The sequence below is a fragment of the Caballeronia telluris genome (assembly GCF_001544495.1).
GTDB lineage: Bacteria > Pseudomonadota > Gammaproteobacteria > Burkholderiales > Burkholderiaceae > Caballeronia > Caballeronia telluris.
The window spans coordinates 298,450-310,408 of sequence record NZ_FCNZ02000006.1 but is presented as its reverse complement, the minus strand read 5'-3'; the positions used below and the strand labels follow the sequence as shown (position 1 = coordinate 310,408).

The window sequence follows — 11,959 nt, the reverse complement described above, 5'->3', positions numbered from 1 at the left end:
TTCAAAAAAATATGAAACCAGCATCCGTCGTAATGCATCTGAGTGCATCAACGACGGATATTTCAACGGCCTGCTAGAACGTAGTGGCCGCGGCTCTTCGTGAAGAAGCGGCGCAGGCGCGACGCCGGCACGTCCGCGGCGATCGACTCCGGATAAACCGCCGCGCGGGCGATGTTGATCGCGCGTTCGTCGATGTCGGTGGCGAAGATCTGCAATACCGGCAGCCGGTTGCCGCCGCCGAGCAGCTCGGTGAACACCATCGCGTGGGAATACGCTTCCTCGCCCGTCGAGCAGCCGGGCACCCAGATGCGAATCTGGTCGTCATGCTTCTTCGATTCGAGCAGCGACGGTCCGATGTCACGTGCGACCGCGTCGAACGCCTCGCGGTCGCGGAAGAAATTCGTCACGCCGATCAGCAGGTCGCGCAACAGCAGCGACGTTTCCTCGGCGTGCTCGTCGACGAACTGCCGGTAGGCGCGCAAGTCCGCGAGCGCGTTCACCTGCATGCGCCGCTCGATGCGCCGCAGAACCGTCGCGCGCTTGTAGTGGTAGAAGTCGTGGCCCGTGCGGGCCCGCAGCGTCGTGAGAATGCCGCGCAGCAGTTGCTCGGCGTCGGAGGCGGGATCGCGCGGGAAATGCAGCTCCGGCGCCTCGGGCAGGCGAATCCTGCGCGCGTTCTGCCACAACTCGATCAGCTTTTGCGGCATCTCCGCGACCGGCAGCACGATGTCCGCCTGACCTGTCGCGATGGCGCTTTTCGGCATCTCGTCGTACTCGGCGTCGTCGGGGCTCTGGACGATCGTGACGCCCGCCTGTTCCTTGATCCTACCGATGCCCACCGCGCCGTCGCTGCCCGAGCCCGACATGACGATGCTGATCGCGCGCTCGCGATGATTCTCGGCGAGGCTGCGGAAAAACAGGTCGATGGCGACCGGGCGGCCGTGCGCGCGCTGGACGCTGGTGACGTTGAGAAAGCCGTCGGTCATCGCGAGATCGTTCGACGGTGAAATCAGATAGACGGCGTTCTGCTGGATCGGCGTCGGCTTGACGACCTGATGCACGGGCATCTGCGTCACGCGTTGCAGGACCTGGTCGGCGCGGCTTTCGTGTTTCGGAGAAAGGTGCAGCACGATCACGAAAGCCATGCCGCTGTCGTTCGGCATGTGCTCGAAAAAACGGATCAGCGCCTGGATGCCGCCCGCCGACGCGCCGATGCCGATCACCGGAAAGTTCAGCGGGGCCCGCTCGGGCGCGCCTCCCGCTCGTTCCGTTTCGGCAGCCTGCGACTTGTCGGTGTTCATGATCGGTCCGATGAGCGGCAACGCGCCGTCCGGAAAATGTTCTCGCCGGCGCCGCGCATGGGGCCGGTCGGTGTGCGCCGCGTGTCGTCTTTTTTAATTCTTGGACAGCCGCGGCCTTCTGGCGTCAGGGACACACGATCGCTCGATTGCTTGCGCGCGCGGATCTTGTTCCGCTACCTTTTATTGGCGCAGCAATGGGCGTTCCTGGCGTTGTCCTGGAGAGGCGGATTGACGGAAAAGAAGAGGCACGGCTCACAGTGCACGGACCGCCGGCGGACCCTCGCCCTGAAGCCACGCTTTCAGATCGCCGCGTTCCGAGAAGCGCGGCGCCGCCAGCCAGAAAATGAACTCGTCGCACCAATTGCCCCAGGCGTTTTCGTCGAAATCGAATTCTTCGTCGAGCCGGCCGCCGTCGCGCAGATACGCGCCCACGAGGCACGTCCCGTTCCAGTATGCGACCGTCACGTCGGTCAGCTCGGCGGTCGTGCCGGCCGGCAGATCGCGCAGCAGCATCGCCAGCTGGGCTCGGAAGGATGCGAAATCGTAGTTGGGCATCGGCGGCTCCGCGGTGGGAAACGAGTCATTGAAGCATGCACCCGGCCGTCAAGGCCGTCAATTTGCCACGGTCGATCCATTCGGCGTCAGGGTCAGCCAAATGCGCCCTTGTTCAGGTCCTTTTCGAAATCGGCTGTCCACCGCGTGCCATGCCCTATCCGATACGCCCGTTCCTTGAGCGTCGACTTGCGCACGATCGTCAGGTGGCCTTGCAGGGGATAGACATCGTCGACCATGTCGGTCGTATCGGTTTCCTGCAGGATGAAATCGTCCTCGGACAGGCGATGCCGGTGCAGGATGGCGACGAAATCGGTTTTTTCGTCCGGCGCGATCACTGACATAAGACGCCTCCTGTTTCGCACGTTGGCTCTTTTCAAATTAGCACACACATCGTCGGCCTGCCGGAAGATGAGAGCGGCGCCTGTGAGATGATCGGCGTTCCATGACGAAGCGAGCATCCATGAGACGCGCACTGGCAACCACACTGCTGTGCCTTTCGTTTTCGGTTTCGGTTGCGCCGATGGCGAGCGCCGCCGATTTCGCCTGCGGCACGCTGGAAGGCGCGGCAACGGCTTCTGCGGGCGGCGTGTTTGCGCTAAAGGAAGGTGAGCCGGTGGATCTGGTGCGCGAAGGCCGCCGGGTGCACGGCGCGCTGCACGTCTATCGCGACGACGCGGTGTATCGCGTGTACTGGCAGCCGCAGGGAAGCGCGGAGAATTACGTTCTGGCGACGGCGGGTGAAAACAGCGTGCGTCTCGTCGCGACACCGCCGCGCGGATCGCCCGTCGCGCAAGGCCCCGGAACGTTGCCGCGTCAACAGGTGCTGTCTTGTCCGTCGCTTGAGCGACCGCGTTCACGTCTAGGGCTTTTGCGTCGGGTTGCTGCCGGCCGCTCCACGCGACGGCGATGGCGACTGCGAACCGGCGCCCGCGCCCGCCGCGCCGCCCGACGTTCGCGTGCCGTTGCGCGCTTCGTCGTCGGCTGCCGAGTTGGGGTTGGGGGTCGTCGACTGCTGTTGCGGGCGGTTCAGCGCCTGCGTTTGCAGCAGTTTCTTCGTGCGGTCGTTGAGTTCCGCGTGCGCCGTGCCTGCCATGCACGCACCCAAGAGGCACATCATTGCTATGAGTCTGGTCATCGACGTCTCCTGTCGATCAGAGTTGGCGCTTTAGCGCCTTACTCTGATCCCATGCCGCGCAGCGGCCGTCGGCCAGAGTTAGCGGTTTAGCGCCTTACTCTGATCCCATGCCGCGCAGCGGCGGTCGGCCAGAGCTAACGCAGTACCACCGCCCTCACCGCCCGCGTTTCTAATCCGCGAGCACCTTCGCGATCGACTCGGCCACCGTGCCGACGTTCGTATCGTTCAGCCCCGCGACGCACATCCGTCCCGAACGCAGGATATACACGCCGAATTCCTCACGCAGCCGATCGACCTGCGCCGCCGACAGCCCCGTGTACGTGAACATCCCGCGCTGTTTCACATAGCGCGTCAGCGCCTCGCCGTGGACGTGGTCGCGCAAACCGTCGTGAATCGCGACGCGCATCCGCGCGATGCGCTGGCACATCGCCGCCAGTTCGCCCTGCCACGATTCCTTCAGCGCGGGCGTATTCAGCACGCGCGTGACGATCTTCGCGCCATGCGTCGGCGGATTGCTGTAGTTCGAGCGCACCGAGCCGGTCAGTTGCCCGAGCACGCGATGCGCCGCGCCCGCATCCTCGCAGATCACGTGCAGCCCGCCACACCGCTCGCCGTAAAGCGAAAAATTCTTCGAAAACGAATTCGCGACCAACGCCGGAATGCCGCGCCGCGCCAGTTCGCGTACGGCGAACGCATCGTCGTCGAGACCCGCGCCGAAGCCCTGATACGCCATATCCACGAATGGGAGCAAGTCGCGCTCCTGAAGCACGCCGATCAGCCGCTCCCACTGCGCGCGGTCCAGATCGACGCCCGTCGGGTTATGGCAGCACGCGTGCAGCAACACGATGCTGCGGGCCGGCAGCGCGTCGATGGCGGCGAGCATCGCGTCGAACTTCAGGCCGCCCGTCGCTTTGTCGTAGTACGGGTAGGTGTTCACCTCGAACCCGGCGCGCTCGAAGATGAACCGATGGTTTTCCCACGTCGGATCGCTCACCCACACCTGCGACTGTGGAAAGTAGCGACGGATGAAATCCGCGCCGACCTTCAACGCGCCCGATCCGCCGAGCGTCTGCACGGTCGCGATGCGTCCCTCCGCGCGCGCCGGATTCGTTTCGCCAAAGACGAGCGCCTGCACGGCGTCGCGATAGTGCGCGAAACCCGCCATCGGCAGATACGGCTTCGGGCCCGGCTCGTTCAGGATCGCCGCTTCGGCTTCACGGACGGCGCGCATGACCGGCAGGCGGCCGTCGTCGTCGAAATAGATGCCGATGGACAAATTGACCTTGCTCGTGCGCGGGTCCTTCTGGAAGTCCTCGTTGAGGCTGAGGATCGGGTCGCCGGGATAGGCGTCGATGTGTTCGAACATGATGTTGAGCAACCGGAGCGGGTGAGCGGAACGGCGGCCGGCCGGCGGCCGCCGACGGAAAAGCGCCGCGCAAAAGACACGCGGCGCCGGTGTGTCGATCAGCGATTATCGGCCACGACAGCTTTCGGTGCCGCAACGGCGGCGCGGGCCGTCCCCGCCGCGTGCGGACGGAACCGGTAGCTCACGCCGAGCACCGCGAGCCAGACCGGGATCAGGTACACGGAGAGCCGCAGTCCGGGCGTCGCGTACATGACGGCGAGCACGCCCGCGAGGAACGCGAGACACAAGTAGTTGGTGAACGGATAGCCGAGGCTGCGAAACGATGTCGGCTGGCCCGCCTTGCGCTTTTCACTGCGGAACTTGAGGTGAATGATGCTGATCATCGCCCAGTTGATGATGAGCGCCGACACGACGAGGCCCATCAGCAGTTCGAACGCGCGGCCGGGCATGAAGTAGTTGACGAGCACGCAGACGAAGGTCGCGAGCGCCGAGACGCCGAGCGCGGCGAGCGGAATGCCGCGCCGGTTCACCTTCAGGAGCGCGCGCGGCGCGTTGCCTTGCTTCGCGAGGCCGTACAGCATGCGGCTGTTGCAATAGACGCCGCTGTTGTACACGGAGAGCGCCGCCGTCAGCACGACGATGTTGAGCACGTGCGCGACGATATTGCTGTTCATCGCCTGGAAGATCAGCACGAACGGGCTACCGCCGGTCACGACCTTCTCCCACGGATACAGCGAGAGCAGCACGCCGAGCGCGCCCACGTAGAAAATCAGGATCCGGTAGATCACCTGGTTGGTCGCGCGCGGGATGCTGCGAGACGGATCGTCCGCTTCCGCCGCCGTGATGCCGACGAGTTCCAGGCCGCCGAACGAGAACATGATGACCGCCATCGCCATGACGAGGCCGGAAACGCCGTTCGGGAAGAAGCCGCCGCGCTGCCACAGGTTCGCGATGCTGGCCTCCGGCCCGGCGTGCCCGGACGCGAGCAGATAGCCGCCGAACGCGATCATGCCGACGATCGCGAGCACCTTCACGATCGCGAACCAGAATTCCATCTCGCCGTAGGACTTGACGCTCGTCAGGTTGATCGCGTTGATGACGCCGAAGAACACGAGCGCCGAGACCCAGGTCGGAATGCCCGGCCACCAGTACTGGACGTAGATGCCGACCGCCGACAGCTCCGCCATGCTCACGAGCACGTACAGCACCCAGTAGTTCCAGCCCGACATGAAGCCCGAAAAGTGGCCGCAGTATTTGTCGGCGAAATAGCTGAACGAGCCCGCCACCGGTTCGTCGACGACCATCTCGCCCAGTTGCCGCATGATCAGGAACGCGATCGCGCCGGCGATCGCGTAGCCGAGCAGCACGGACGGGCCCGCCATCTTGATCGTTTGCGCGATGCCGAGGAAAAGCCCCGTACCGATCGCGCCGCCCAGCGCGATCAGCTGGATATGGCGATTCTTGAGCCCGCGCTTGAGCTCCTCGCCGTGTGCGACGTCACTGCCCTCTTTGATCTGGTTGCCTGAAACCATCAGTGCGTGTCTCCGTAGTTCTCGTTGAATCGGGCGCGCTTGCGGTCCTTGTCCGGATGCCAGCGGCGCGCTGCGAGCCGTCCGCGTTCGTGGCGCGGGCGGTCGTGTCGGGGGTGTCGCGTGCCATCGCGCGCTCTCGGGTGCTCTTGATCGTCAGCGCGAAATTAAATTTCCGCACCATCGTGCTGCATCGCCGCCCGAAGAGCCCAATTCTAGCCGACGCCCCTTTCCCGAGCGGCTCCCAGTGTATATTCGAGATGGCAAAATAGGATTTCATAAGACGCAGTGGCAAACCCTAGCTCATGCACCAAGATTTCTCCTAAGGGCCATTCAAGGAAACAAAAGTGCATAAACTCGCCCTCGACCGCATCGACCTTCGCCTGCTTGCTGTTCTGCAGGAGCATGGCAGGATGTCCAACCTCGAACTCGCGCAGACGATCAAGCTCTCGCCCGCCCAGACGCTGCGCCGTCATCGGCGGCTCGAGGAAATGGGCGTGATCCGCCGCTACGAAACGCGGCTTGACGCCGAAAGCCTCGGCTTCGGCGTCGTCGCGTTCATTCAGGTGACGATGGAGCGCGGTCATATCCGCGATCTGCTCAAGTTCAAGGAATTCGTCGAAAAGCTCGCGCAGATCCAGGAATGCTTCTCCGTGACGGGCGACATCGACTACGTGCTGAAGGTCGTCGCGCGCGATCTGAAAGCGCTCTCCGAATTCCTGCTCGACACGCTGATGCGCATTCCCGGCGTGAGCCGCGTGCAGTCGATCGTCTGTCTCGACGAAATAAAGGGCACGAGCGCGATGCCGCTCGACGCCTGAATTGCTCGCGGTCAGATTTTCCGGTACGACGAATAGCGGTGAATTGGACGGGAAAACCGCCCTTGTTCGGACGATTGAAATGCCGGTCGCGCCCTCACACTGAGCCTCATCCACTCAGGAGGACGCCGACATGTCGCAGATCATTGATGGAATCGCCGCAACCGCCAGTCTCGCAGTCGCAACCGACACGGCGCCGCGCAGTGTAGCCGCCAGCCACCCCGCGTCGATCGTCGCATCGACGGCGTCCTTCCCCGAACTGCCGATGACGCACGCCGAGCTTCTGCACGCGCTGCAAAACGCATCGGACAACATCATGCGGCTCGCCGGCCAGGTTCGCGCGAGCGCACCCGACGCTGTCGAAGCCCGCGCAGACGAACTCGCGATGGCCCGCGAACGCGCGCTGGCGCACACGATCATCGACCGTCTGCTGGCTTTGCCGGCCGCGCCTGTCCATCACTGACCACAGATACCGGGCGCTCACCGCGCTTTAGCCACGCTTCGGGGAAAGCAAATGAACTACTGGATGATCGTCGTCGGAATCTGGATGATGTTCGCGTTTTGCGTCGTTTTGTTCATCCGCGGCGCGCAGGTGCGCGATCCGGCGATTGGCCGCAAGGCGGAAACGCCTGCGGACAGCGACGGCGCCGACGCCTTCGCGCTCGGCCGCGCCCGCTCGTACCAGGCGGACTGAGCGCACAGTCGGCGAGCGCCGGCGCGTTGATTCATATCGCTTCATGAGCCGCGTCGGGCGACGCGGCTTTCACGCTTTTCTCACATCGCCGAGAGCGCGGCCCGCAGGCCGAGCAGGTAGCTCTCCACGCCGAATCCGCAAATCTGCCCCTTCACGATCTCCGCGAACACCGACTTGTGGCGGAACTCCTCGCGCGCGTGGATGTTCGACATGTGAATCTCGACGATGGGCACGGTCAGGATCGCGAGCGCGTCGCGGATGCCGTAGCTGTAGTGCGTCCACGCGCCGGCGTTGATCAGCACGGCGGCGGCGTTCTCGGAATACGCCTGGTGAATGCGCTCGCACATGTCGCCTTCGCTGTTCGTCTGGTAGCTCTCCACGTCCACGCCGAGTTCCTTGCCGAGCGCCTGCAGCTTCGCGTCGATTTCGGCGAGCGTGACGGTGCCGTACTGCGCCGGATCGCGCTTGCCGAACATGTTGTGGTTGATGCCGTGCAGCATCACGATCTTTTTCATGGGATTTCCTTCGGTTGAACGGATTCGAATCGGGTGGACGGCCCGGGCGCGCGTAGCGCGCGGCGACTGGCGCATTTTAATTCGCGGACAGCCTGCGGGTCGAACGTCTCGCGGGGAAAGGGAAACGGCGCGCGCGACGCCCGTCGCCGCTCCGAAGGCGCCCGGCCGTGTCGCGCCGCACAGCGGCGCGACACCGCCCACAGGTCACGCGGAGACTTTCGCCAGTTTCTCGTCCGCGACGGTTTGCGCGCGCAGCCGGTCGTACTCGGATTTCTCGATCGGCACGGCGTCGGGTTCGCCGAGCTGGCTCATCGGGATGCGGTACGTCTCGCGGGCGCTCCATGCCGCCAGCGCCGCGATGACCGTCACCGCCAGCGCGATCGAGCCGACCGTCATCGGGATATTGTTCGATCCCGGCGGCGCGACCGTGGCGAAGAGCGCAGGCAAGAGCGCCGTGATGAGCGTCCCGACATTCTGCGCGATCGCCATCGCCGAGACGCGCGAGCGGGTCGGAAACAGTTCCGGATAGAAGCTCGGGAAGATCGCGTTGTAACCCTGGTACACCACGCCCCACATCAGGAGCGACATCACGAACGCAATCGGCACGCTGTGGATGCTGATCGCCCACAGGTAGCCGAACGAGAGCAGCCCTGAACCGATCGCGCCGACGGCCACCGGAATCTTGCGGCCGATCCGGTCCGACAGGTCGCCGACGTAGGGAATCACCAGCACCGCGACGATATTCCCGACCACCGGAATCCACAGATACACGCTCTTGCTGAACCCGATGCCGTAGGACGGCTGGACCGCGTAGGCCGCGCCGAAGATCGTCGTGACGACCGGGATCACGTTCATCAGCGCCATGCACACGACGCGCAGCATGTCCTTCCAGCTGTATTTGAACGCTTCCTTGATCGGCGACTTCGGCACCGCGGACGCGTCCGCTTCCTTGGCGAAAGCCGGCGTTTCGTCGACTTCGCGGCGGATGATGTAGCCCGCGAACAGCACGCCGGCCGACATCAGGAACGGGATGCGCCAGCCCCACGAATTGAACGCGTCATCCGGCATGAAGTAAGCGAGCGGCAGGAACACCGCGGCCGCCATGATCTGTCCGGCCTGCACGCCTTGCAGCGTGAAGCTCGCGTAGTAACCGCGACGGCCGAACGGCGCGTGTTCGAGAATCATCGAACTGGCGCCGGAGATTTCACCCGCGACGGCAAAACCCTGGATCAGGCGCAGCACGACGAGCAGCGCCGGCGCCGCCATGCCGATCTGGTGATACGTCGGCAGGAGGCCGACCGCCATCGTCGACGCACCCATCATGAACATGCAGATCAGAAGCACGGTTTTACGGCCGTGCGTATCGCCCCAGTGACCGAGGACGAACGCGCCGATCGGCCGCGCGACATAGCCGACGCCATACGTCGCGAGCGACGCGACGATCGCGATCTTCGGATTGCCCGACGGAAAGAACAGTTGCGGGAAGATGAGCGCGGCCGCCTGCGCGTAGATGAAGAAGTCGTAGTATTCGAGCGCCGAGCCGATCCAGCCACTCGCCGTCGCCTTCCTGGTCTGCTTGCGATGATGGTCGTCGGGGGCATCCGGCCCGCCGGCCGACAGCGTTTTTGTTTCCATGTTGTCTCCGTATCGACCAGTTGCGGGCGCTGTCGATCAGAGTCAGCGCGTTGGCGCTACCCGTCCCGTGCGTCTCACTCTGGTCTTCTGCAAGTTAGTTGCTTTGAGAATCGGTGGACCGGCTTCTGAGGCCGACGCTTCAAACTGACTGCGGCAGATTTTTACCACGGGCAATCCGCCTTTGCTTGCCTTCCGTTCATTCTTGCGTGCGCTCCGCCATCGACGGAGCGGGAAACATTGAAAAGAACCGCCTTCCGATGATCTCGCTTGCTTCCCCGCCTTACGATGAGGCAAAACCCGATGACGGGGACGAAAGACATCGCGCGCGCGGTTGTGCGTCGCAATGGGCGTGCCGGAAGACGATCGCTCCACGGCGGAAAAGCACGTGCGCCGTCGGAAAAGCGCGTCCGTCAACATAGGGCGGTTCAATAGTCCTTCGGCTGGCGGGCGCGCAACGTCCTCGGCTTCGTGTCCTTCTTTTCGCGCCAGTCGCGCAGCGTATCGAGCGCCACCGAGTTGCGGATGTACCGATGCCAGATAAAGCTGAGGTCGAAGGTCAAAATCGCGAGCCACCATAGATAGAGAAACAGCAGCAAGGCCAGCACGAACGGCCAGAGCGGCGGCGACGGTTCGGCGGTGGACGAGCCGGGATAGGCATGGAGGACGGCCAGCGCGGTGATCGCGGCGCCGATGCCGATCATGACGCGCCGGCCGAGACGCGGCCGACGCGGCAGCAGCCAGCAGACGAACGCCGGAAGAAGCGCGACCGTCACGAGGAAGGCGCCGCCCGGCGCGATACCGAATAGCGGCGTCGGCGTGCCGCGTTCGAGGAACGGCGCTGCGAGGAACGCGCTGACTTGCGGCGGCACCATCCACAGGCAGAACGCGGCGCCCAGCGCAAATATGCCGGCCGACAGCACGAGCCAGCGCCCGCGCGACTGCTGGACGAGACGCGGCAGCCGGCTCGCCACCGTGACGCCCGTCAGCAACGCGGCGAGCGCGATCACCGTATGGACGACATCGGTCATGGTCCAGCCCTTCTGCGACAGGAACTGCGTCGTTCCCTTGAACATCACGTACACCGCCGCGACATGCAGCGCGATCGCGAGGAGATATGGAATGGAGAGGCTGACCACGCTCATGAGCGGTTTATTGCCCGGCGGCTTCGTGGGCGGCCCGCCCGCCGCCGCCAGCGATACATTCGGCAACACGACATCGTCGACGAAATGGCGGAACAGGTCCGTGTCCGACCAGTAATCGGTATGCGCCTTGCCCGGTAGCGGATAGCGGCTGAATCCGTAGTCGTCGTCGAAACCGAACTGGAACGCGCCGCAGCGCGCTTCGCGCAGGAAGCGCCGCGCCGTGTCGAGTTGAAAGCCGATGGGGTCGCCGAAGTCGTAATAGTTGCGCCACTTGATCGGCTGCGGCAGCCGCACGCGCGTGCTGCCGTCTTTCGCCTTGAGCAGCACCGGCTTGTCGGCGCTCCAGGTCTCGAAGGCATCGGTTTGCAGCGCGCCGCCGGGAACCGGGTTCGGCCACAGGCGCGGCCACAGGATGATGTGCTTGTCGATTGGCGAACCGATGGTCATGAAGCCGCGCACGTATTCGATCCAGCCATAGCGGTGACGGCCTTGTCCCGGCGCGGAGGCAAGCGCGTCGAGCATCGCGAGGAAGCTGATCACCGTCCCTTCGCTGTGCGCGATGACGTGAATCTCGGGGCTGCCCGGATAGCGGTCGCGGAAATGCTCGACGATCGTGGTGAGCGCGTCATGGAAGCGATCCACGATCTCTTTCCGATACGACTGGAACTCGGCGACGAGCTGGACATCGCCAATGTAATCGGTCAAAAGCGGCGCGAGGTCGAACTTGAAGATGCCCGCTTTGCCCGCGACCCAGAGCAGGTTCTCCATCACGTCGACGGCCTCGACGATCTCTTCGGTGACGCCCGCCACCATGTCGAAATCGGCGCCCGACACCTGGCACACGGACTGTTCGACCTGACCGCGGTAGAGCGCCTGCGCGCGGCCGACGATCGTGCGTCCCCAGGCCTTGCTCTCCTCGAGCGTATCGCCCATCGTCACGACGCCGCGCGGCACGTCCGCCCAGTAGACTTCCGCGAAGCCGACTTTCCAGAGCGGGTGCGTCTCTTCGACATCGAGCTGGCTCACGTACACCTGACCGCAGCTGCCGACGCTGAAGAAACCGAGCGGCATGACGGGAAGCGGCGGATCGCTCAGCTTGCCGAGCCGGTGAGCGACGGTGCGGATCGTATCGAAGCGCCGCTGGTTGCCCACGCCGTGAATCGCGACGACGATCTGTTCCAGCGGACGCCCGGAAAAGGCGCTTTGCGTCGACGGCTGCGGCTCGGTTTCGGATTCCAGTCCGGCGGTCGTATCCACTTCCGGTCTCCT

Annotated in this window: 12 protein-coding genes; 3 read left to right on the top strand and 9 right to left on the bottom strand. The window is 64.3% G+C overall.

From position 1 onward, the window contains the following. Positions 1 to 62: 62 nt before the first annotated feature. From AWB66_RS10665 to AWB66_RS10640, 6 genes are all read right to left on the bottom strand, one after another. Positions 63 to 1,301: a chemotaxis protein CheB gene (locus AWB66_RS10665; protein WP_087630278.1), complete on the bottom strand. Its 1,239-nt coding sequence runs from the start codon at positions 1,299 to 1,301 to the stop codon at positions 63 to 65. Between the two features lie 252 nt (positions 1,302 to 1,553). Next, positions 1,554 to 1,856, bottom strand: coding sequence for a hypothetical protein (locus tag AWB66_RS10660; protein ID WP_087630251.1), 303 nt, complete (start codon positions 1,854 to 1,856; stop codon positions 1,554 to 1,556). A 92-nt stretch (positions 1,857 to 1,948) separates the two neighbouring features. Continuing rightward, positions 1,949 to 2,197 (bottom strand): hypothetical protein, encoded by a 249-nt coding sequence (locus tag AWB66_RS10655; protein WP_087630250.1) that lies wholly within the window; start codon positions 2,195 to 2,197, stop codon positions 1,949 to 1,951. Between the two features lie 518 nt (positions 2,198 to 2,715). Beyond that, on the bottom strand, positions 2,716 to 2,991 hold the full coding sequence (locus AWB66_RS33665; RefSeq protein ID WP_159462903.1) for a hypothetical protein: 276 nt from the start codon (positions 2,989 to 2,991) through the stop codon (positions 2,716 to 2,718). A 169-nt stretch (positions 2,992 to 3,160) separates the two neighbouring features. Further along, a complete protein-coding gene (locus AWB66_RS10645; protein WP_087630277.1) occupies positions 3,161 to 4,357 on the bottom strand; it encodes an amino acid aminotransferase in 1,197 nt (398 codons plus the stop codon). Positions 4,358 to 4,455: 98 nt separating this feature from the next. Further along, entirely contained in the window at positions 4,456 to 5,889 is a 1,434-nt protein-coding gene (locus AWB66_RS10640; RefSeq protein ID WP_087630249.1) for an amino acid permease, read from the bottom strand. A gap of 344 nt (positions 5,890 to 6,233) precedes the next feature. On the opposite strand from AWB66_RS10640, the gene AWB66_RS10630 reads away from it, so the two are divergent. From AWB66_RS10630 to AWB66_RS10620, 3 genes are all read left to right on the top strand, one after another. Beyond that, the gene (locus AWB66_RS10630; RefSeq protein ID WP_087630247.1) at positions 6,234 to 6,707 is read left to right on the top strand and encodes an Lrp/AsnC family transcriptional regulator; all 474 of its coding nucleotides are present in this window, start codon (positions 6,234 to 6,236) and stop codon (positions 6,705 to 6,707) included. A 130-nt stretch (positions 6,708 to 6,837) separates the two neighbouring features. Further along, positions 6,838 to 7,167, top strand: a complete 330-nt coding sequence (locus tag AWB66_RS10625; RefSeq protein WP_087630246.1) for a hypothetical protein — start codon at positions 6,838 to 6,840, stop codon at positions 7,165 to 7,167. Between the two features lie 51 nt (positions 7,168 to 7,218). Next, positions 7,219 to 7,398 carry a hypothetical protein gene (locus tag AWB66_RS10620; protein ID WP_087630245.1) on the top strand — a complete coding sequence of 60 codons (180 nt, stop codon included), beginning with the start codon at positions 7,219 to 7,221 and terminating at the stop codon, positions 7,396 to 7,398. A gap of 80 nt (positions 7,399 to 7,478) precedes the next feature. Here the strand turns inward: AWB66_RS10620 and aroQ are convergent, their stop codons facing one another. The 3 genes from aroQ to AWB66_RS10605 form a co-directional block, all read right to left on the bottom strand. Next, positions 7,479 to 7,913, bottom strand: coding sequence for a type II 3-dehydroquinate dehydratase (aroQ, locus tag AWB66_RS10615; RefSeq protein WP_087630244.1), 435 nt, complete (start codon positions 7,911 to 7,913; stop codon positions 7,479 to 7,481). Between the two features lie 204 nt (positions 7,914 to 8,117). Next, positions 8,118 to 9,548, bottom strand: coding sequence for an MFS transporter (locus AWB66_RS10610; protein WP_087630243.1), 1,431 nt, complete (start codon positions 9,546 to 9,548; stop codon positions 8,118 to 8,120). A gap of 425 nt (positions 9,549 to 9,973) precedes the next feature. Next, positions 9,974 to 11,947 carry an MFS transporter gene (locus AWB66_RS10605; RefSeq protein WP_235021076.1) on the bottom strand — a complete coding sequence of 658 codons (1,974 nt, stop codon included), beginning with the start codon at positions 11,945 to 11,947 and terminating at the stop codon, positions 9,974 to 9,976. Positions 11,948 to 11,959 lie beyond the last annotated feature (12 nt).